Consider the following 22654-nt stretch of genomic DNA (forward strand, 5'->3'; position numbering starts at 1 on the left):
GGCGTTATATTATTTTATCAAGCGGTTAACATTGTTCAGTAACGAATATGCATAAAGATAAGAACTTAGAACTGTTTAGATACCTTAAACCAGGTACAAAAACAGCAGCTGTATTAGAATTTGGCCCAGACGACTCCATCCAGATCAGTACACTTTATATCGGATACAAAGAGGATCAGTACCTTATCCTAGAGCTTTCACAAAAAGCGACAGAGGCTCTGACGCTCAGAAAACTCATCAATGTAGATATTATTGTTCGTGCTATCACCGATACTGAACTGGGGCATATTGTCGCCTTTAAAACCAATGTACTGGCTCATATCACCTCGCCCGCGCACCTTATTTTCCTGCGTCCTCCTTCGAGCTTTGCAAGCAAGCCTATCCGAGAACACGAAAGATACAAGGTACGCCTTAGCTGTGAAGTCACCTTTGATACTTTGTCATTGGATGCCACTTTGGTCGACTTTTCAGTTTCAGGCTGCGGCATTTATATCACGCAACAATCAGATATCGATGTAGGTTGGAAGATACAAGTAAACTCTGTCTTAAGTGAATACTTAGATAGTGAACTGGTCTACAAAGTGGTGAGCAAGAAACGACAAGGCCAAGGCTGGCTATTAGGCATTCAGTTCCCTGAACACCTAGATATGAGTGACGAGTTAAAAACACTGCTGTTAGAGCAGGCCTTTGTTGCCGGCTTTGTATAAATGATTTTATTCACAATACTTGCTCTATAGCACTTTCAAAGAGTCAAATTAGTATTTCGTTACATCCCAGTGTAAGTTTTTAAAATGAACAAATGCTTGGTGTAACGACTCTTCTTTAATAGGCTTTACAATCACGTAATTCGCCCCTGCAGCCATAAAGTTGTCTCTGGTTGAATCTTGAGCATCAGCGGTACACGCATAAATTGGAGCTGTGACACCAATTTCACCTCTTAATTGCTGTGTAGTTTCAACACCACCTAGATTGGGAAGTTGGTTATCCATCAAAATAAGGTCATAGGTTGTCGCCTTAGCCATTTCTATCGCTTCTAAACCGTCTTTTGCCCAAGTAACTACCATTCCATATTTTTTGCAGAAAGCCTGAGCAATAAAGGCGTTAGTGTGATTATCTTCCACCAGCAGCACCTTCAAAGACCGGCTAAACAACACCTCTGGCTCGATATTCACTTGTTGCTTAATGCTCAAGAGCGACTTAGAGCGCACTTCCACAGGAATTTCTATAATGAACTCCGAACCTTGTTCTATAACGCTTCGGACTTGGATGTCCCCCTCCAGCATATCGACAAGGTTTTTTACAATCGTTAAACCCAACCCTGTTCCACCATATTCACGAGTCGTAGTCTCTTCAGCTTGAACAAAAGGTTCGAACACAGCATCAATTTTACTTTCATCGATACCAATACCTGTATCTTTCACTCGAACGACCAAACTAGCATGGTCTGAATTAAAAATACTTTCGAGTTCAAAGCTCACGGAAATGCCACCTTGGTGAGTGAACTTAAGGGCGTTACTCAGCAGGTTAAACATGATCTGGTTAAGACGCACTTGGTCGGTATTTATTTCGATGTCATCAACTATGTGATTCACAATAGTAAACGCTAATGATTTATCTTCACAAAGCGGACGATAAATGCTGTCCAAGGTATTGACCAACTCCCCCAAACGGAAGTTTTTCTTTTGAATATTGAACTGCCCCTGCTCTATCTTTGAGAAATCCAAAATATCGTTAAGTACCGCAAGTAGATGCTCCGCACTGTTACAAAGTACATCCACCTGTTCTCGGTTATCTTCACTGTGTATAGAGCGCTTCAGTAACTGAGAAACACCGAGAATACCGTTTAGTGGAGTACGAATCTCATGACTCATCTTAGCTAAGAAGTCTGCACGTACATTAGCAAGGTGTTCTGCTTCTTCTCTTGCTCGATCTGCTTGCCTCTCAGCTTCAATAAGCTTGGTAATATCTTGTCCTTGCACTACCACTCCGGTGATACCGTGTTCAACGCTTATTGCAGACATGTTCCAGCGAAATACCTTCTTGCCAATAGGCACATTGATACCCGTTAGTTTCGAGCCTTGAACTACCATCTGAATATTCGGCAGCATTCGGGTTTCAAACTCTTGAGCCACCGCTCCGTAATTGTCATCGGCATCAAATAACGCCATTCGAGCCGCGGGGTTCATCTGAATCAAATCCCCTTTTTCAGACCAAACCAAGATAGGTGAGTGAGCAAAATTGAAGAGATCTTGGAACTTTTGGTTCTGTTCAGACAAGCGTTCAAAGGTATCTTCAAGCGTACAGCCAATATGATGAAACTCGAAAATGTTAGAGCCATCAAACTTGTTGTACTCCTCGCTATCACTTGCAGAGCGAGTAAAGTCCATCAACTTGTCTAGCTCGGCAGCTACCCTTCTTTGGATCCAAGCTCGCGCAAAGAAAGACATAAATATGATCACTACTATCACAACAATGATCGCACGTTCATAGTTCTCTTCTAACGCTATGAAGTTGGTGTTCTTTTGAACGGCACGAATAGTGAGAGGGGTTTCAACAGCATTGATTTTAATCGTTGCGACAGTGACAAAATGGCGAGGTAATTGCTCGTACATTTGATAGTTAAGGATGTCAGAGATTGTGTAGCTCTCATCACCATTGAATGTAGAGGTGACAGGTGTCCCATGCGCTTCAATAACGATGTTTTCACAATTACTGCCTTGTTGAATCGACTCCGCTAGAGAGAAGTTGTTATCAAGTACGATAGCGATATAGAGCTGGCCTAGAACCTCTCCTGTTTGGTTGTCCACAATCGGAGTTCGGCGAGCCAACAAGTGACGATTACCAATATCTGTCGTCAGTTTGATAAAATGCCAATTACTACTGAAAGACACCTCATCAGAGATATGTTTTAAGTAGGACTCATCCAACCCATAAAATTGACCGTTGCCATCTTCCCAGACCAAACCATCATGAGTAGAGACAAAGCGTAAATCTGGAGCATGATCAGGCTCACGTTGGTCAACTCCAAAGAAAAAGTAGCTCAGAGCATCTGCATCGTTGGTATCAAAATACTCCCGTAGCGTCTCACTGTGTGAACTACTATCTTGGTGGATTTGCAACACCGACAAACGATAATCAAACATATTTTGGATCAGGCTAGAGGTTTGCTGAACCGTTCGATTAGTCTCTTGTTTGACGATGCTACTGCTAGTTTCATAATTATGAATAAGCACGCCAAGTGCCATCACGCCTATCACTAAAATAATGATACGTGTAATGAGTTTTGCTAAGGTGTTCCTTGGTGTACTGGCGTAGCTTTTCTTCATTATTGACCTGAGTACCTAAATGCTCGCTGCTTAAGTTTTGAAATGCGTTCTGGGGAATCTTCCTTGGTTACTATCTCAAAGTCACCCGAATAAACGGTAGGAACCTCCTCTCCGGCTAAATCCCATTTGATCGCCTCAGCCATCGCGATACCAGTATCATCATTCATACGCATGACTGTCACATCTAGGTCGCCTCTAGCAATGGCTTCAAGTTCAGCAGAGCCGCCGCCCCAGCCATTAACTAAGATATCTCGGCCAGACTCACGAATAGCTTGTGCGGCGCCCAGAGCGACATCAGTTGCACATGCATAGATAAAGTCTAGATCCTTATCGTTCGCCATGCTGATTTTAGCGGCTTGGTAACCACTTTCTTTGTCTGATTTTGTGTAAAAAGAAGACTTAAGGGCAAAGTTCGTATCAGTATTCACATCATGGATAAAGGTATCTCCACGAGCATCACTGATATAGCCTTCTGAGCGGTATAACACAGAATATTTACTTTCAGGTTGACTTACTTCTTTAAAGTAATCCGCTAATTTTAGACTGCCTGTCGCATGATCAAAACCCACATACATAAACGGCTGTCTATCAGCCCACGCACGCACGGGCGTTGTGATATTTTGCAGGATAAGTTTAGTCTCCGTAGAGCTCAATACGTGCTCAATAAACTTACGATGTCGCGTCGTATCTAATGTAAAAACCAAATAATCCGTTTTGTTCTCGATCGCTTCTTGTAGTGAAATGCTTTGTTGCGTTAGGTCTGCATTAACACGAGTAAACACCTGATTTATTTGATAGTTAATTCTCAATTTATCAAGGCGTTTTTCAAAAGCTTGAATATTACGAACCCAATAGTCAGAGATCTGCTGACCCGGATACACGACTGAAATCGTAATAGGCCTATTTTGAACTCGACTCAATGGTACAGATGGACTTTTTACCGCTTCGACCATTTTGTCGGTCAATGCTTTTTGCTCTGGAAACTTGGAGAGATATTCTTGGTACTCCCAATATCCATTAAGGACATGGGTACCGTGGGAGAAAGCGGACACAGAAAAGACTGTAAGCCCAAACAACATCAGTAAACGTTTCATATTTTTCTCGTTTTATATGAACTACTTTGGCTCATTTTTTAACCTAGCATGACACCATCTCTTTGTATGGCTGAAAGATATTATGTAGGACAACGATGAGAAATGATAGCGTCTAACAGTAATTAGAACGACATTCTAAATGAGTAACATATTAATTGAGGGGAGCGACTAGGAATCACGAGTTCCGCGATAAAATAAGACCGTTCAAATAAAACCTCACGACCCTATATAATCAACAAGTTAAGTCAATTATACATAAGATTTAACCTTATTGAGATTTTATCAATAACGAACAATTTGGCTATGAATTATGAGACATCGATATATTGAATTTTGTCTTTTTGCCACTCAATAATTAATTTGCGTGATGCCAGTTTTTCTTTGCGAGATTTTGGTAATTGTTTTATGGCGTATTCGGTTTTCAACGCCTCACTTTTTGACCCAACCCCAAAACTCCAAACCAACGTCAGCGGTCCTTTTCCTTTTAGTGCTTTTGCACCTTTTCCCGTTTGGTGTTGTTCAAACCGACGTTCCAAATTATTCGTCACGCCACAATAAAGGGCATTGTGACGATTGCGGATCAAGTACACGACCCAATCCGCATTTTTATCAACGTCTGACATTTAAAGCAGCGATTCAACCAGAGCCTTAAGCTCTGCCACTTCTGCTCGTAGGCTTGCTACTTCAGATTCAAGCTCTTCAAACTTTTCACTCGTTGCTGAGGGGGCAGCCATGCTTACTGATGCCGTCGCAAACGCTTCAACATCCACGTCACCGCTCAATAAGTGCTGGTAGCGTGATTCACGTTTACCCGCTTCGCGTGGTAGCTTGACCACTAGCGCGCCGGCTTCTCTTGCAGCGAGCTTCTCTAGTATTGCTTCTACTTCTTTCACATCACTAAAGTTTGCGAGGCGCCCCGTTCGAGTACGAAGTTCACCGGGTGTTTGCGCGCCGCGAAGCAGCATGCAACAGATGATTGCACGCTCTTGCTCTGTAAATTGCAAATCACCGAACTCAGTGTTGCAGAAACGATGCTGATACTTATTAACACGGCTGTTGAAGCTGCTTTCATCGCTCACCATGCGACGTCCGATCAAACCATCAACCGCATCTAAAACGTCTGACTCAGAAAGAGAGAGAACTGGCTCACGGTTACTCTTTTGATTACAAGCCGTTGTTAAGCTATTCAGTGTCAGTGGGTAGTGATCGGGAGTAGTGACTTCTTTCTCGATCAAGCAACCGATAATTCTCGCTTCAATTGGGGAAAGTACTGTGTTCATCGTTTTTCCTTTTTATTATTTTGATAATTCCATCTCAACACCTAACAATGCAGTCAATGAAGACTAGTGCTCAGACAAAATCGGTACTCGTTTCTTTCTGCCTTGCTCATCAATCATTATGATCTTAGAACGGTTTAGCTCTATTTCCACGACTTCCAAATAAGTACGCTCTTGTACATACGCATCACGAAGCTTGTTTTGCTCTGCCGAAGATTCAGTAACATCGTCACCCAAATCTTCTGTTTCTAATTGTTGTTGATTCATTTCACATTTCGTATCAATGCAGTATCTATATAGGATACTAACTTGAACGGAGAGATAAAAACAATCACACATCAGCGAGAGTGACGAATAATTAAACAACCTTACTTTTGCTTTGATCTAAAGACTGTTACATCATCAATTGATGTGCTTTAATCAGATCCAGACAATGTATTTGAAGATTAGGAAAAGGAATCTATGAGCAGCGTATTTGAAATTGTTAGCCAAGCACGACGTAAGAACAAACTTAAGCGTGAACTTTTAGACAACGAAAAGAAAGTTCGCGACAACCGTAAGCGTGTCGACCTTCTGGATAACCTACTTGATTACATCAAGCCAGAGATGACTCACGACGAGATCCTAGGCATTATCAAAAACATGAAGGCTGACTACGAAGACCGTGTTGACGATCACATCATCAAAAGTGCAGAGATCTCTAAAGCTCGTCGCGACATCAGCCGCCGCATTCGTGAACTAACAGAAGAAGACAAGCAAATCCAGGGTAAGAAGTAATCTAACCTCGTTGATTAACTTGTAATAATGTTACTAACCCACTCTTTGTAGTGGGTTTTTTTGTGCCTAAATTCTAGTGTCTATACTTAAGCGTACGTAAGTAACGATATATAACTCAACAGCAGTATGAAACAAAATAACGAGTGAACATCAGCTATGGAGAGACCTTATGTACGCAAGTATTCTGATAACCTTAGCGCTATCAACTGCACAACCCTACCCTGAAGAGTTTGAGAAGCTTTATACCGAAGATACAGAAATCACTTATGATGATCTCGTGGTCGATGTTCATGGCTACAAGGTTCCAACCCGCTCAGCATTTCGAGGTTGGATGCTCCTCAACCACGCTCAAGACCAAGTCAAAGCAATCGGACAACAACTCAAGGACAATGGCATCACTCAAAGCATGCCTCTGCATTTAGTCTTGCTGCAAGGGACGGATTGGGCAATGAGTAATACAACCTTGTTTACCCTCCCAAATGAGAAACATGTGCCAAACATGATCAACACCCTTAAGTACATACAACAATATATTGAGCCTGAAATCGGTGTTGTTATACCAGTATCTGGAGAGCGAACCGATATCTACAATCAGCAAGCTGGCGGTGCACTGCGAAGTAAACACTTGGAATTTTGCGCGTTGGACTTGGTTCCCGCCAATGATATTACTCGTGAAGATCTACACGTGAAGCTTAAAAAGGTTCATGCTGAATTTGGGCAAAAAAACAACGTTGGGCTGGGGTTATACTCTGGTGTTCGATTTCACATTGATACTTGTGGATTTAGGCAATGGTGAAAAACACATGACAGAGTCACAAAGACCAACTACAACATCAAGTCATTAAGACTCACATAATGAGCGGTAATAATTTAACAGCCTGAATTAAAAGAGAAAATAAAATGGAACGCTAATTGCTATTAATAACAAGTATCATAATTATTAATAGCAATTAGGAATTCAATATGAAGACGATGACTCAACGCTCTCAAACTCTACTTTCTGTTTCAAACTTCAGTTTAGCTATCACCGCCTTGCTTATGCTACTCAGCATTATTGTTGCTTATCCGATGGCCGATCACTTCTCACTGCCAATTCAAATCATGGCACACATCAGCACTATCTTGGTGGCTGCATTACTAAAGATTAGTTATGTAGGTCGTTGCCTTGCACAATACAATCTTGGATTAGAAGTTCGTTAGTTTGACATCGCTAGCCTGATAATGAAGCAGTTAGACAATATCAAGGCTACTGAAAAGATCATACAGTTGGTGAGACTTATAAGGTTTTGGTAAATAGGCATTCATGCCCGCTTCAAAGCAATCTTTAATGTCTTCCTCCAAAACACTGGCGGTTAAAGCAATGATGGGTAATGGTACGGCTTGTTGAGCGGTTTCCCACTGGCGAATCGCACGAGTCGCCGTTATCCCATCCATAACAGGCATCATACAGTCCATTAAGATCGCATCAAACTGAGCACCTTGAGTAATCACGTCCACCGCTTCTTGGCCATTACTGGCAATCAAATATTCATAACCCGCTTGCTCAAGGAAGAAGCTCGCTATTTTCTGATTCATCAGGTTGTCTTCAACAATCAGAATACGTCGATTCAGAGAGCGAACCTCTTCTTCTTTTACTTCCACCGCCGGCACTTGCTCTTCACCGACATCAAGCGATTGTAAGCTGTTTAAGAACCGTCGACCCAAAAATGGCAAGGTATGAGTCGAGTGGACCGTCTCTGTGATTAGGTTGGTTTTAAATAGGTGATGCTGACAAACGATAACTCGAGTCAAAGGGAATACTTCCTTCAACGTAGCAAGATCTTTCTCCATGGAGTGATGCAGCGTATGACAATAAAGTATGAAGTCGCTTTCTTTCAGACTCTCATCAAGATCCGAAATGGATGACTCGACACTAGGTCGAACGTTTAAGCGTTCGCATTCTTTGACCAGTTGATCGAGGTAATTGAAAGAATTCGAGATGATCGTCGCACGGCTTAGGTTGTTGAAGGTTTGAACGTGAACTTCGACAGTGTCTACATACAGACAAAATGTGAATGTAGAGCCCTCCCCTTTAACTGAGCGCGCGGTAATATAGCCGCCCATCAAATCAACAAGCTGTCGACAAATCGCAAGCCCTAGTCCTGTTCCACCGAATTGGCGAGTAATACTGCCATCTTCTTGAGTGAAAGGTTCAAAAATAGACTCTAACTTCTCTGGCTCAATTCCAATACCGGTATCAGACACACTGCATTCCAGCTTGCCTCTCCCCATAGACATGGGTGTATAAGCAATGTCTGTTGTAATTGTACCCTTGGACGTAAACTTGATGGCATTAGATAACAGGTTAGTCAGTACCTGCCTCACGCGGTACTCATCGAAAAACAATTGTGGCGGCGTTTGAGAATCAATATTGATGTCGAGCTCGATATCCTTACTTATCGCTTTGGATAAAATCACACTTACTGAGTCGTATACCGCCTCTCTCAGATCAGCATTGTGTGGCGATAGCATTAAGTTACCCGACTCAATTTTGGACAGATCAAGGATATCATTAAGCAGAACCAGCAATGAGTGAGAAGACGATTCAATATCTCCTAACACTTCTTGTTGATTCACGCTCAGTTGGCTTTGAGATAAGATCTCAGCCATCCCAATAATCCCGTTGAGTGGCGTACGTATCTCATGGGACATGTTGGCTAAAAATGCGCTCTTGGCCTTGTTAGCCGAGATCGCATCTTCTTTTGCTTGTACTAGCTCTTTGTTATGTTGATAGTTGCGCTCCATCACTCGATTTAGAGTTTCAGTGAACTCGGCAAGTTCATCATTCCCTTGAATATGAATGACCTTTGGCTTGCCGTAGCTATCTGCGCATTCAGAGACTCCTTTCAAGATAATCGATAGGTTTCTATTTAGGCGAAGAGACGTCGCAACACCTAGCCATAATAAAACACCAGATACAGCAAGAATCAGAACTGTCATGATCAAGGTTTGTCTTTTTTGCAGCGCAATGTTTCTCGTCAGGTCAAACTGTAATTGCTTAGTATAAGCACCAACCGCATTTGAAATCGCCAGTTTCTTCCGTTCTAAGCCTTGCACATGGTCATATATTTCAGGTGACGAGAAATCTCCTTTAAGGATTCGAGCTGTAAAACGGTTTTGAAATTCATCTTTAGAAAACGTACTTAATAACTTTCTAATTTCAGGCGAACGGCTTCCTGATCGGAAAAACGTATCTAATAACTGCTGCTGCCTTTCTAAAGCACCAACATAACTCAATAAATATTGTTCTATCAGCTCTGGAGCACGATACAAGTGATAACTCAACCACGCTTCTCGCTGAGTCCAGAACACATAGTGCGTAAGATTGACAAACATCGCATCAGCTTGACCGATCTTTTCATCCACTATGTTAAGACGATATTCAGATAGCTCCATTAACACGTCTTTCAATAAGTCAAAGGCCTGCTCAGTTAGCTGTGCGTTGTTGTCAGTGATCAATGATGCGCTGTTATTAATATTCGAGGTCGCACTAGCTAAGTTTGCTAAAACCTCCTTAAGCTCAACCAATTGTGATTCAACACTCCAGTTACTGTCTAGCTGTTGCAGTTGCGCCTCATACTGAGTGAGTCTATCCAATTCCGTATGCAGCTTTAAAAGCAGCTGACCTTTTTCAAGGGAGTCATTAGACAAAACTAACCATCGATAAGCATCACTTGAAACCGTATTAAAAGATTGAAGCGCTTCAACTTTGATGCGTGTTGTTTCGAGGTGATTCATCTTCTTATCGTTCTTAAGCACTTCATTTACTGTAAAACCAAACATGATGAATACAGAAACCGTGGAAAGAAATATAAGACGCCATCTAATTGACATATTTATCATTTTTATAACAACTCCCTTCCCGAAAGTAATTTTACCTAGCCCAAGTTAAGAATAGGACATTAACAGAGGGTTATTGATCAAATTGGATATGAACAAACGATACTCTGAACCAAGAACGAAAAATTCGAATCAACAGACATCCAGAGCAGGGCTTTAAAGCGGAGAGGCGTGCTTTTGCTAAGTGAAGTTTAGAAAAGCGAGGTTTAATTGAGTAAAATGTAAACAAAAGACGTTTTCTCAAGTTATTATCACCCACATAACAAGTGAACGGCCACATTTAGAGGCTCAACTAGACTGTGAATAATGACTCTGCGCGCTAACAAAGCGGATAGTTAGGGTAAAATTGTGACATCCAATCGTTTGCGTGATGTACTTTTCACGCTCAAGCTAGGCTTATTCAAAGGTCGAACAACAATACTGGTTGATTCCCTTATTTGTCGTTTACTGTTTACGTGTAACTTGAGTTAGTGATCACACCTTTAATGTTAATTATGACCTGCATTACATATTATCTTTTGAATTGAGTATTTTTTGACGAAAAATAAGTGCTACAGATTGTTAAAGTCAATAGTCTTTATTGACGTTCAAATCTTGATTAATGGCTAATATAAAGCCAATTTACAGATATTTTGTCTGCATTTATTTTTCCTAGCAGAATAACCCGTCATACCTTACAATCCTGCCACATAAAAATTACAAGTTACACACAAGGTATATCAGCACATTCAAGTGGCAATAAAGACCACAGCCTGATGCCTCAAATCCCCTATGCTGATTGGCTTCCCTACAACCGCCATGAATGCAGAAACTTAACGTGAAAGGTCCCGAGTAAAGATGAGTCCCGAAAAGCACCTCCTAGATTGGCAAACTAGTCAAACCATTGCTGAATCCATCGCTCCAACTTTAGGTCAGTTATACCGTCAAAAAGGCGTAGAAGTTATCCTCTTTGGTAAGACCTTAGTTAACGCGACAACTATCGACATCATCAAAGCTCACCGCATCGCAAAACGTTACACTGGTTCTCCTCTTACAGCAGAACAGACTCAACCTATCATTCAACACCTTCTCTCTATGGACTTGTCTCCATGTCGTATCGATGTTGGTCGCCTTGCGCATTCATTCTGGCAAGATCGCGAAGACACACACGGGTTGGGTGATTTCCTACAAACTGCGCTCATTGAATCGCTTGAAGGCGATGCGATGACAGAACCTCGTGACGTTGTATTGTACGGTTTTGGTCGTATTGGCCGACTGCTCACTCGCCTGTTGATCGAGAAAAGTGGTCCGGGTTACCCACTGCGTTTACGTGCCATCGTTGTACGTGGCGGCAAAGATGGCGACCTAGAAAAGCGAGCAAGCCTGCTTCGTCGTGACTCTGTACACGGCCAATTCAATGGCAGCATTGTTGTAGACCAAGAACGCAAAGCCATCATCGTTAACGGCAACTTCATCCAAGTTATCTACGCAAACAAACCAGAAGAAGTGGATTACACGACTTACGGTATTGAAAACGCACTTGTGGTTGATAACACAGGCGTATGGCGTGACGCGGAAGGCCTAAGCCAACACGTTGCGTGTAACGGTGCGAAGAAAGTTCTACTGACTGCGCCAGGCAAAGGCGACATCAAGAACGTGGTATTTGGTGTGAATGAAAATGTTATTCAGCCAGAAGACACCATCATCTCTGCAGCAAGCTGTACAACCAACGCAATCACGCCAGTATTGAAAGCGGTTCACGACAAGTTTGGTGTACTGTCTGGTCACATCGAAACAGTTCACTCATTTACCAATGATCAAAACCTAATCGACAACTTCCACTCAGGTGATCGTCGTGGTCGTGCTGCTTCATTAAACATGGTTCTGACATCGACTGGCGCAGCTAAAGCGGTATCAAAAGCGATGCCAGAAATGGAAGGGAAGCTAACAGGTAATGCGATTCGCGTACCTACGCCAAACGTTTCAATGGCTGTAGCTAACCTAAACCTTGAGAAAGGCACAAACAAAGAAGAGTTGAACGAGTACCTACGTGAAATGGCGCTGTCTTCTGCTTTGTCTGCACAAATCGATTACACAGACTCGACTGAGATTGTATCTACGGACTTGGTTGGCTCTCGTCACCCAGGTGTGGTTGACGGTGTGGCGACTATCGCACAAGACAACCGTGCCGTGCTGTACATTTGGTACGACAACGAGTTTGGCTACAGCTGTCAGGTTGTTCACTGTATGGAACAGATGATGGGTGTACGCTACAAGACATACCCTGAAGTTTAATCAACTTCGCTCTTGTAGATACGTCCATCGCAAAAAGCTCCACAACATAATAACTATATCTGCGAAGTCTGTATGGGCTTCGCAAACCCTTTTGTTTTACTCCCCCGTATAAACAAGAGGGTTGCCACTTAGATCTGCTCTCTCTAACTGATCTAGGTGGCCTTTTTACATCTAGCGCCCTAACTTTTATCGCTATGACAAGACCTTGTCTTCATCACTCTTGCACAGCTTCACGTCTATTATAACTCAACCTCAACATCTGACTGAATCGAGCTTGAACATGCAAGCACGTACCCCTGCTCAATCTGTTCTGGCGTCAATGTCTCTTGGCTGCTTGATTCCACAGATCCTTTGGTCACTTTGCACTTACACGAACCACAAATCCCACTACGACAAGCGATAATAATTGGAACGCCTGCTTTTTCTAATGAATCCGCCAATGGTGTTCCAGTTTCCGCTTCAACTTCAGCGCCGAACGCTGGCACAAATACCTTAACTGCACTATTCCTATCGTCAGCAACTTCGGCGTTTGACGCTTCTGATTGAGCATTCTGAGTAGCAGGAGTAAAGCTTTCTTGATAGAAGTTATCCATGTTGAACTCAAGTTCTTTCAGATAACTCTCAATATCTTGCATGAATCCGACAGGCCCACACAGGTAAACCGTTCTGTCTAAGATATCTGGGCTCAGTTTCACCAACCAGTTTTTATCTAAACGACCTTGAGGGGCGGTTGTTCCTTCGTTGTCTTTTAACAGCAGTTTTAAGTTGAAATTCGCATGTGATTCATCGAGCTGATGAAGTTCTTGAAAGTAGATAGTCTCAAGCTTGTTGCGTGCCATGTGGACGAAATCAATCTCGATGTCACTGCCTTGAGACAACCAATATTTTACCATCGCCATGACTGGTGTAATGCCACAGCCAGCACTCACTAGCGTTACTTTCTTTGTTGCCGTTGGCATGCAATCAATACAGTTAAACGAGCCTGCCGGCTTCAACACAGAAACCTCGTCACCTTCATCAAGCTCATCAACAATAAAGTTCGAAACCAAGCCACCTTCCACACGCTTGACCGTTAACTTCAGGCGGTTATCTTCTGGGCAAGAAGCCACTGAATAGGCACGGTAATCCGTTTTCGTTGGCATATTTAAACCCAAGGTGATGAACTGACCGGGCTTAAAATTGAAATGTAAGTCTTGTGGAATACAGCCAAGCTCAAAGCTGACCGTATCTGGCGTCTCGTGCCATTTCTTTAAACACACTAAATTGATTGAATCGCTATCCGACCATGCATACATAGTTCACACACCTTACTGATACTAAAGAATTAAATCTAGAAAGCCCCGCCGCTGCACGTTCCTAGAGAACAGCAACAACGGGGCTTGAGAGTGGGCTTAGATTAAGCCGCTAAGATTGTTTTAAGATCTTGCTCTGGCGTTGAGATAGAACGCATGTCGAACTCGTCTTGAATAATCTTTAGTAGGTTCTCTGTTAGGAAAGCGGGAGCTGTTGGGCCGGTGTAGATGCCTTTCACACCAAGAGCAAACAGAGTAAGTAGGATAACGATCGCTTTTTGCTCGAACCAAGAAAGAACAAGTGTTAGTGGTAGTTCGTTGATGCCACAATCAAACTCTTGAGACAGTGCGATAGCAAGCTGAATTGCAGAGTATGCATCATTACATTGGCCAACATCGAGCAGACGTGGAATACCGTTAATGTCGCCGAATTGGTTTTTGTTGAAACGGAATTTACCACATGCCAATGTCAGGATTACTGAATCTTCTGGCGCTTGCGCTGTGAAATCTGTGTAGTAGCTACGCTCAGATTTGTCGCCGTCACAACCACCCACTAGGAAGAAGTGCTTGATGTTGCCTTCTTTCACTTGTTCAACAACCGCAGGCGCTGCTTCCATCAAGGCGTTACGACCAAAACCGACAGTGATCATTTGCTCGATCTCGTCATGCTTAAAGCCTTCTTGCGCAAGAGCACAATCAATCACTGCACTGAAATCGTCACCTTCAAGGTGAGCAACACCCGGCCAGCCTACGATGCTACGCGTAAATAGGCGGTCAGCGTACGAGCCCACATCAGGGTTAAGCAGACAGTTAGATGTCATTACGATCGCACCAGGGAAGTTCGCAAATTCTTTTTGCTGGTTCTGCCAAGCGCTGCCGTAGTTACCCGCAAGGTGTGGGTACTTGTTTAGTTCAGGGTAACCGTGTGCAGGTAGCATCTCACCGTTGGTGTAAACGTTAATGCCCTTGCCTTCCGTTTGTTGAAGGATCTTTTCTAGATCATGCAAGTCGTGACCAGAAACAAGGATACAGTGACCTTGCTTCGTCTTCACATTCACGGTTGTTGGTTGAGGGTGACCAAATGTATCTGTCTCGCCTTTATCCAGCATTTCCATGACTTTGTAGTTCATCAAGCCAATCTGCATAGACGTATCTAACAGTTGTTTTAGGTCTGATGGATCTGTACCTAGGAACGCCATGATTTCATGATATTCAGCAAAGATAGCATTGTCAGTTTGACCAAGAACACGTGCGTGCTCCATGTATGCTGCCGCACCTTTTAGCCCGTATAGGCAAAGAAGGCGAAGGCCAATCACATCTTCGTGTTGAGAGTCGTGACCACGGTTTACCGCCGCTTGAGGGGCAAGCGCCAATAGCTCTGAAGAGTCCGTTGGAAGGTCGAATTGAGCAGCAGCAGAAAGCGCAGGGATCTCAAAACCAATCAATGTCGCTGCCGCGCGAACCTGTTGTTCTAAGCGCTGCTTAAATTCATGAGATTGCTGTGCAAATTCAATGATACGAGCAGGATCGAAGTTAACGTTGGTTAATGTTGCGAAAAACGCTTTTGGCGCCCACTCGTCGATTTCAGTATCAATAACATCACAAGCACGGCCCAAATTGGCCCAAAAAGAAACACCTTGAAGAGAATGCACCAACACGTCTTGAAGATCGGATACTTCCGAAGTTTTACCACACATACCTTGTGCGAAAGAACAGCCTTTTACGGTTGGGGTTTGAATTGTTTGTTCACATTGAATACAGAACATATAAGGGCTCCAGTAATTTTTATTAACTGTAAGTACTTTGCTTACAGTGACTTATTCCAAACCCTATAGAGCATCAAGCGTGCCAACTTTTAACTTATTGATTTTATTAAACTTAGTTTTATTCCATATTTTTAGTGCGTGATTATGACTACATATAAACTCCCTAACAGCACACATCCGTGTCATAGTGACTCTCAGAGATTTATTAACGGCGTTCATGTTTCGTTCAGAATAGAAGCGATAAAGTAACAACATAGAAAAAGAGGAATGAATATGAAAAATATATTAGTTACGATTGTTGCATTGTTTACTGGCCTTTTGGCGTTATTCACAAGCTTGATCCTTGCTATTCCTTTAGCTATTGCAGCTTTAATTACTGGCAAGCGCATTCAGAATCAAATGAAGAAACAAGGTTTCGCAGCTCATATGAACACTCGTCAGTCATCAACCAATGATGCCGGTGTTATTGAAGGTGAATACGAAGACCTTTCAAGCAAAAAGTAACCTAAACTTTAGTTTCAGACATAGTGAAAGCACAACAGAGACAAGATTACATAATGCAAAGAAAGCCCCTCCTAGCACTGCTGGCCTTAACGACTTTAAGTCTCGTTGGTTGTTCCAACGAGACAACGATACCCGCTTACGAAACTTCTCCAGACTTGCCTGACTATCAGCAAGACAGCTTCGATGCCTACGTTAATGACACCCAAGATTGGCTATTGAAAAACCGTGTGTTCATGACGGAAGACAAGCAACTCGAGATCCAACTCAATTCACCAACCGAGTATCAACCAACCTCGCCAAACGGTAAGGCGGTGTTATTGGTTCATGGATTAGGCGACTCACCTTACTCATTTAAAGACATCGCTACCCATTTGGCAGAGCAAGGTTACTTAGTGAGAACCGTATTACTTCCAGGTCACGGCAGTCGCGTGGGTGATTTAATGCAGCCGAGCCTAGAAGATTGGCAAGGTGTGGTGGCTCATCATACTAAGTTACTTGAGCAAGAGTATGATTCTGTTTGGCTAGGCGGCTATTCGACCGGCGCGAACCTCGTGACTTCACAGGCGATGAACGATCCAAAGATCTCTGGGTTACTGCTGTTCTCACCTGCGTTTCAACCGAGCTCATCTGCAGTTCAATACGCAGGGCTAGCAAGCTACTTTGTCACTTGGGCTGATCAAGATCCTGAAGACAATGTTTTGCGTTATAACTCATTGCCTATGAACGGTGCCTCGGTTTACTACGAGACATCAGAAGTCGTACGTGATGACTTACAAGATAAGCACTTCGACAAACCAGTGTTTATTATGATGAGTGAAGGCGACAGCGTGATTGACACCAACTACGCTCAGCAAGCCTTTACTGAATCTATGCCCAATCCAAACAATGTGTTGGTTTGGCAAGGAGAAACGACTTTCGAGGATCCTCGCGCTGTTCAGTACAGCATGAAAATTCCAGAGCAACGTATCTCGAATGGCTCTCACATGGGCTTACTGTTCTCACCAAATAACCCTTACTACGGAATCAATGGTAGCGAGAAGATCTGCTCCAATGGTCAGGCTGAAGGGTTTGAAGAACAATGTAATGCAACCAGTGAGGTTTGGTACTCAGCTTGGGGCTATCGTGAAGAAGGGAAGAACCATGCGCGTTTGACCTACAATCCCTACTTCTCAGACTCGATGGCGAAGTTAGATGCCGTGCTGAACTCTGAAGGTTAACAAGCTCAAGTCTTTCAAAGCCAATCCATAGAAATCAAAAAGGCTCACTAGATAACGTCTAGTGAGCCTTTTTAATGACCAGTATTGGACTATCGCTATATCGTCCACACCACACGCACAGCAAGCAGAATCAGCACCACGCCAGACAATCGATCAATCAACTGCGCTTTTGCTCGAATACGCTCTACGATCAACGGGCTAGAGAGCACCAGAGTAATAAAGGTATACCAAAGGCCATCAACAATCAGTGGCGTTGAGACAATAATCACTTGATTGCTCAGTTCGTTACCTAACGCCACAAATTGGCTAAATAGAGCGATAAAGAACAGCGCGATCTTAGGGCTCAAGATAGAGATCAAGAAAGCCTCACGAGCAGACTGCATGTAGCTCATCTGTTCACCCGCTTCTAATTTCGCCGCTACCCCGCCTTTCGAACGCAATGCATTCACCCCGAGATAAAGCAGATACGCGGCACCCGCCAAGCTGATCCCTTTAAATAGCATTGGCGATTGTTCTAGTAACACCGCCAAACCCACGATGGTTGCGAAGGCATAAATACCAATACCAGCGGCATGTGACCAAGCTGCGATAAGCCCGTTCATACGGCCACCAGCCAAACTGTGTTTAGCGATCATCGCCAAACTTGGGCCTGGAGACATAGCCCCCAACAAGCAAATCGCTAATAAAGAAAACCAAATTGTTACTGTCATCATTCCATTCCTAATAAATAAAGCGTTCCAGTTGAACGCTCTACGCTTAATACTCAATACTTGGCACTTACCATAATTCGCAGGGGGTATTATTTGAAATCAAAGATTATCATCACACCTATGATTTCAAGTCATACTGATATTGTAACTCGACTTTTGCATGGCTTGGAATGCTTTTTCTCGCGCCCATTTGTGGGCAGAGTCGTTGTCATATTTAGGGTGCCACATTAACCAATAGGTATGCATTTCCGTATCAAATGGCAACGAAAAGTAGGTAGTATCGAGGTGTCGACCTAGGTTGTAAGCGATATGTTCTGGCACGATCATCAAGTAGTCGTCTTGCATTAGCACAGTGCCAGCGGATGAAAAGAACGGAACCTGTAAAGCCACTCTTCGCTTCAGCCCTTGCTTCTTCAATGCTATGTCCGCGTAGCTGTCTTTATCTCCACCACCCGTCACTTTGATGTGAGAGTAGTGAACAATATCTTCTGCACTCAAAACCGCTTGTTGAGCCAATGGGTGCGACTTGCGCATCAAACACACCGACTTATCTTCGCCAAGTTTGATGCTTGAAACATGTTCAGGTTTCGTGGGAAACATGCTGGAAGCCAAGTGAATACCCGACTCGTTCAGTGCTTCAAGGTAGTTTGGCTGCCACAGGCGATAAGCCAAATTGATATTCGGTGCTTCAGCGGACACCTCTGCAACAATCACAGGAAGAATATACTGAGCCACATAATCACTCGAAGACAACACTAATTCACCTTGCCAGTCTTGAGGCTCGAAGGGCTTATCATCTAACAGGTGGTCAAACTCGCCAAGTAGATCGTCTAGTTTGTCTTTGAGTAGCAATGCACGGTTGGTCGGCACCAGTTTATTGCCGTCACGGACCAGCAAAGGGTCACCACACAAATCTCGTAACTGGCTGAGCTGACGGCTCACCGCGGATTGTGTGATATGTAGACGTTGAGCGGCGCGGCTTACATGACACTCTTCAAGAAGTACATGCAATGAACGCAGCAGGTTTAAGTTGATATTGCCTAACATGAATGCACCGTCGCATTCTGTTTGTTGAAAAACTCGGTCAAAACCGTATGAGTCATTAAGTGGCGAAGATCTGGGTAACTTTGCAGCTGATCGCGAACTCGGTTCAAGCTCTCCATGCTTTCCACTTCCACGTACAACATCATATCTGTCTCACCGCTAATCGAGTGGCACCATTGCACCTCATCGATACTCTGGATTTGTTTCGCGTAAGACTCACAGCTATGGTCACTACTCGACATGTCGAACTTCAACAAGATATAAGCGCACACATTCTTCGTTTGGTTGGGTTCTGCCACTTGAGCGCAGTAGCCCGTAATCACTTTGTCGCTTTCCAGTTTCTTGATTCTGGCGTTCACTGCCGAGCGCGAGAGGCTGACATCTCGGGCGATATCGCTCACTGAGCATCGTGCATTGGTTTTTAGAATATCCAAAATCTGGCGATCAAATTTATCCATGCTTCTGATTCTTTCCATTTATTGTTCTATTTATAACGCCTAATTTGACACAACTTTCCGACTTATAACAGCCATTCTGACAGCCGACACTTTCACGTAGAATCGGATTAATACCGTTAAAATGACGGTGTCTTACGACGTTTCGCTAGCTGTATTATTGATGTCGACAATGTATGCTCTCATTCATAGCATCACCCGAACATCAAACGACAGGCACAATAAGGCTGATATGATAAGCCAATAGCTAGGAGAGCGAATGACACAACTCAAACAAGAAATCACGCTTATTTCAGGAATCGGACAACTCTCGACGACCTTGTTAGGCACTGGATTATTTATGATCCCTGCGATCGCAGCAGGCATCGCTGGGCAGCTGTCACTGCTCGCTTGGTTAATCCTGTTTATCGCTATTTGCCCGATCGCCCTGACCTTTGCTGCCTTAGGAAAACGCTACCCGAATGCAGGTGGTACTGCTTACTTTGTGCGTCAGGCGTTCAGCGAGCGTTTAGAAACGAGTGTCGCTTGGCTGTTTGTGAGTGTTATTCCTGTCGGTATTCCAGCTGCGATTGCATTAGCGGGCGGCTTTGCTCAACAATTGTTACCCGCACCTCTCGACACACCGCTTGGTGCTCAGTCCTTTACCGTAGCCCTGCTGATTGCCGTCAACTTAATGGGCAGTAAATCTTCTGGCCGCCTACAAACCGTAATCGCGTTGTCGATTTTCGCCTTGGTTAGCGCTTTTGTTTGGAAAGCCGATATCACGATAGCCGATGTTACTCTTCCTGCTATCTCGTCCGATTCGATATGGTCTATCGGCGCTGCTTTGGCTGTTATGTTTTGGTGCTTTGTCGGAATAGAAGCTTTTGCTCACATGGGAGAGGAGTTCAAAAATCCACAACGTGACTTCCCAATCGCCATCATTGCAGGATGTTTTGTTGCGGGGTTAGTGTACTGGGCTTGTTCAGTGGTGATTCTTAAACTGGGGGCTTACGGCTCACCTGAATTTGATGCCGCGTCCATCCCGTGGGTAACAGAACAACTGTTTGGTAATGGCTTCAAGACCGTCATCAGTGTGCTAGGTTTCTTTGCTTGCTTTGCTAGCCTAAATCTTTATACGCAAAGCTTGTCTCGGATGATCTGGGCTCAAGCTCGCCAACATGCTCCTACGAGTAGAATGGCTCAACTGAACAGTCACGGTGTACCACTTTACCCAACCTTAGCAATTGGCTTTGTCGCACTGCTCTCTTGTGTGATTGGTGAACTATCTAATTTGGACCTTGAGTTCTTTCTCAAGCTCGCCAACGGTATTTTTGTTCTGGTTTATCTGCTTGCGATGTTAGCCGCTTGCCGATTACTGACAGGCGCATCTAGATACACAGCAATGCTCTCATTGGTCATCTGTACCTTAGTGTTTATCTGTTTAAGTTGGTCGATGCTCTATGCCGTGACTATTTTTGTGACATTGTCACTCCCTTGGCGAAAATGGTTGGGTAAACCCACTGTTTCTATAGACAAGTTGTAAGCAAACTCTACCAATATCACTGATAAAAAAGCCGAGCGATCTGTTTGATCTTCGGCTTTACCTCAGCCAAACGTATATTTCCAAAACCCAGCACCGCCCCACTCCAATCACGAGCATCACTCGAACCGTATTCATAAAAATCAAACGGACGAATGATGATATTTTCAAGCTCTGCTCTGCGGCTCCACTCATGTTCAGATATTCCGTTGTACCACTTCACCGTTACATGTAGTCCTGCCGCCTGACTGATCACTTCAAGATCACCGTTAAACTCGCTTTCAATCGCTTCTATCATAGCTTCATACTTGAGTTTGTATGAACGACGCATCTTTCTAATATGACGCAGCAAGTCGCCTTCTCGAACAAAATCCGCCAAAGCTTCTTGTGTATGAGACGCCGTGTCTCCAGTGAGCGCATCTTTAATCTCAAGACACTTCGCCACCAGACTTTCTGGCACCACTAAGTAGCCTAAGCGGAGTCCGTTGAACATGACTTTACTCAGCGAACCAACATAAATGATTCGGTCATCAAACCCGAGTTTACCCGCTAAGCCTTGCATACTGGTGTAAGGCCTATGTGCAAACTGAAACTCACTGTCGTAGTCATCTTCAATAATCCAAGACTGATTTTTGTTGGCCCAATCGATTAGCTTGAGGCGTTGCTCGGTATTAAGTGTTGTGCCCATTGGGTATTGGTTACTCGGCGTGACATACAGAGCCTTAGCATTACTGGAGAGCACTTTTTTAATATCAATACCGACCTTTTCTCGGACACTTACGCCATCTAACTCTAGCCTCAACAGATCGATAATTTTATGCACTTGTCGATAACCGGGCTCTTCCACCAGGATTTTGTCGCCCATCGCCAACGTCGCCATCAAACCAATTGAGATGGCTTGCTGCGCACCAGCAGTAATGATGATTCTATCGGCACTACAATGAACTGAACGACTGCTTGCAAGATACCCGGTCAACGCTTCCCTCAAGGCCAAGCTTCCCTGAACCTCTTGATTGCCCGCAATGTTCTGACGTGTAGAGTGGCGTTGCAACAGCCTCTGCCACTTAGCAAAAGGGAACGCATCTAAGTCAGGGACTCCTGGGGCAAAGCTGCGGTTAATGTCGTTAGGTGTCGCTATATTTGTGCTCGGATTACTTAGTATGAGCTTGACCTGTGTATCCTGAACGCTCTTCGGCTGAGACAAACTGAGAAAATGCTCCGGCTGTTCAACCGACACGTAAAAACCCGAGCCTTGCCTGCTCTCTATGTAGCCTTCCGTAACTAACTGTTCATACGCATAGATCACTGTATTTCGACTTACTGTCAGCTCTACTGCCAGCTTGCGTGTTGAAGGTAACTTACTGCCTTTACTCCATAAACCTTGGACGATCTTCTCTCGGATCGCATGAAACAAGGCGGTTTGACGCGTGTCGTGTTGTTCGTCTAACTGTAGGTCACCGACATCGATAGGCTGCATAACTGGATCCAAATAGTGTTTAAAAGTGGCTCTATTTAAT

Annotated in this window: 20 protein-coding genes; 8 read left to right on the forward strand and 12 right to left on the reverse strand. The window is 43.7% G+C overall.

The window, feature by feature from the left end:
• The first annotated feature begins 47 nt into the window (after positions 1–47).
• Entirely contained in the window at positions 48–707 is a 660-nt protein-coding gene (locus ATB74_RS07060; RefSeq protein ID WP_060981612.1) for a PilZ domain-containing protein, read from the forward strand.
• A gap of 48 nt (positions 708–755) precedes the next feature.
• On the opposite strand, the gene luxQ is transcribed toward ATB74_RS07060, so the two are convergent.
• The 5 genes from luxQ to ATB74_RS07085 form a co-directional block, all read right to left on the reverse strand.
• Positions 756–3326, reverse strand: coding sequence for a quorum-sensing autoinducer 2 sensor kinase/phosphatase LuxQ (gene luxQ, locus ATB74_RS07065; protein WP_061017531.1), 2571 nt, complete (start codon positions 3324–3326; stop codon positions 756–758).
• On the reverse strand, positions 3326–4420 hold the full coding sequence (locus ATB74_RS07070) for an autoinducer 2-binding periplasmic protein LuxP (RefSeq protein WP_061017533.1): 1095 nt from the start codon (positions 4418–4420) through the stop codon (positions 3326–3328). Before ATB74_RS07070 ends, luxQ begins: the two co-directional genes overlap by 1 nt.
• 308 nt (positions 4421–4728) lie before the next feature.
• On the reverse strand, positions 4729–5043 hold the full coding sequence (locus tag ATB74_RS07075; protein WP_060981615.1) for a GIY-YIG nuclease family protein: 315 nt from the start codon (positions 5041–5043) through the stop codon (positions 4729–4731).
• Positions 5044–5700, reverse strand: a complete 657-nt coding sequence (locus tag ATB74_RS07080) for a YceH family protein (protein WP_061017534.1) — start codon at positions 5698–5700, stop codon at positions 5044–5046.
• Positions 5701–5763: 63 nt separating this feature from the next.
• Positions 5764–5964 (reverse strand): hypothetical protein, encoded by a 201-nt coding sequence (locus ATB74_RS07085; protein WP_048659067.1) that lies wholly within the window; start codon positions 5962–5964, stop codon positions 5764–5766.
• A gap of 195 nt (positions 5965–6159) precedes the next feature.
• Between ATB74_RS07085 and ATB74_RS07090 the strand changes: the two genes are divergently transcribed.
• From ATB74_RS07090 to ATB74_RS07100, 3 genes are all read left to right on the forward strand, one after another.
• Positions 6160–6474 (forward strand): DUF496 family protein, encoded by a 315-nt coding sequence (locus ATB74_RS07090; RefSeq protein WP_060981617.1) that lies wholly within the window; start codon positions 6160–6162, stop codon positions 6472–6474.
• A gap of 169 nt (positions 6475–6643) precedes the next feature.
• Complete coding sequence (locus ATB74_RS07095) at positions 6644–7270, forward strand: D-Ala-D-Ala carboxypeptidase family metallohydrolase (protein WP_061017536.1); 627 nt, start codon at positions 6644–6646, stop codon at positions 7268–7270.
• Between the two features lie 167 nt (positions 7271–7437).
• The gene (locus ATB74_RS07100; protein ID WP_061017538.1) at positions 7438–7674 is read left to right on the forward strand and encodes a hypothetical protein; all 237 of its coding nucleotides are present in this window, start codon (positions 7438–7440) and stop codon (positions 7672–7674) included.
• A gap of 30 nt (positions 7675–7704) precedes the next feature.
• Here the strand turns inward: ATB74_RS07100 and ATB74_RS07105 are convergent, their stop codons facing one another.
• Positions 7705–10296 carry an ATP-binding protein gene (locus tag ATB74_RS07105; protein ID WP_060981620.1) on the reverse strand — a complete coding sequence of 864 codons (2592 nt, stop codon included), beginning with the start codon at positions 10294–10296 and terminating at the stop codon, positions 7705–7707.
• 894 nt (positions 10297–11190) lie between these two features.
• Between ATB74_RS07105 and ATB74_RS07110 the strand changes: the two genes are divergently transcribed.
• Entirely contained in the window at positions 11191–12627 is a 1437-nt protein-coding gene (locus tag ATB74_RS07110; RefSeq protein ID WP_060981621.1) for a glyceraldehyde-3-phosphate dehydrogenase, read from the forward strand.
• 239 nt (positions 12628–12866) lie between these two features.
• Here ATB74_RS07110 and ATB74_RS07115 read toward each other — a convergent pair whose 3' ends face one another.
• A complete protein-coding gene (locus ATB74_RS07115; protein WP_061017540.1) occupies positions 12867–13922 on the reverse strand; it encodes a hybrid-cluster NAD(P)-dependent oxidoreductase in 1056 nt (351 codons plus the stop codon).
• A gap of 101 nt (positions 13923–14023) precedes the next feature.
• Positions 14024–15685 (reverse strand): hydroxylamine reductase, encoded by a 1662-nt coding sequence (gene hcp, locus ATB74_RS07120; RefSeq protein WP_048612892.1) that lies wholly within the window; start codon positions 15683–15685, stop codon positions 14024–14026.
• Positions 15686–15958: 273 nt separating this feature from the next.
• On the opposite strand from hcp, the gene ATB74_RS07125 reads away from it, so the two are divergent.
• Both ATB74_RS07125 and ATB74_RS07130 read left to right on the forward strand, forming a co-directional pair.
• Positions 15959–16189 carry a hypothetical protein gene (locus tag ATB74_RS07125; RefSeq protein WP_017061777.1) on the forward strand — a complete coding sequence of 77 codons (231 nt, stop codon included), beginning with the start codon at positions 15959–15961 and terminating at the stop codon, positions 16187–16189.
• A 53-nt stretch (positions 16190–16242) separates the two neighbouring features.
• Positions 16243–17406, forward strand: coding sequence for an alpha/beta hydrolase (locus tag ATB74_RS07130; protein ID WP_061017542.1), 1164 nt, complete (start codon positions 16243–16245; stop codon positions 17404–17406).
• 95 nt (positions 17407–17501) lie between these two features.
• Here the strand turns inward: ATB74_RS07130 and ATB74_RS07135 are convergent, their stop codons facing one another.
• The 3 genes from ATB74_RS07135 to ATB74_RS07145 form a co-directional block, all read right to left on the reverse strand.
• Entirely contained in the window at positions 17502–18116 is a 615-nt protein-coding gene (locus ATB74_RS07135) for a LysE family translocator (protein ID WP_061017544.1), read from the reverse strand.
• Positions 18117–18242: 126 nt separating this feature from the next.
• Positions 18243–19163, reverse strand: coding sequence for a LysR family transcriptional regulator (locus tag ATB74_RS07140; RefSeq protein ID WP_061017546.1), 921 nt, complete (start codon positions 19161–19163; stop codon positions 18243–18245).
• Positions 19157–19618: an Lrp/AsnC family transcriptional regulator gene (locus ATB74_RS07145; protein ID WP_017061781.1), complete on the reverse strand. Its 462-nt coding sequence runs from the start codon at positions 19616–19618 to the stop codon at positions 19157–19159. Before ATB74_RS07145 ends, ATB74_RS07140 begins: the two co-directional genes overlap by 7 nt.
• Before the next feature lie 256 nt (positions 19619–19874).
• On the opposite strand from ATB74_RS07145, the gene yjeH reads away from it, so the two are divergent.
• On the forward strand, positions 19875–21140 hold the full coding sequence (gene yjeH, locus ATB74_RS07150) for an L-methionine/branched-chain amino acid transporter (protein WP_061017548.1): 1266 nt from the start codon (positions 19875–19877) through the stop codon (positions 21138–21140).
• 16 nt (positions 21141–21156) lie between these two features.
• On the opposite strand, the gene ATB74_RS07155 is transcribed toward yjeH, so the two are convergent.
• Entirely contained in the window at positions 21157–22614 is a 1458-nt protein-coding gene (locus ATB74_RS07155; protein ID WP_061017550.1) for a PLP-dependent aminotransferase family protein, read from the reverse strand.
• Positions 22615–22654: the final 40 nt, after the last annotated feature.

The sequence above is a fragment of the Vibrio splendidus genome (assembly GCF_001557875.1).
Classification (GTDB): domain Bacteria; phylum Pseudomonadota; class Gammaproteobacteria; order Enterobacterales; family Vibrionaceae; genus Vibrio; species Vibrio splendidus_F.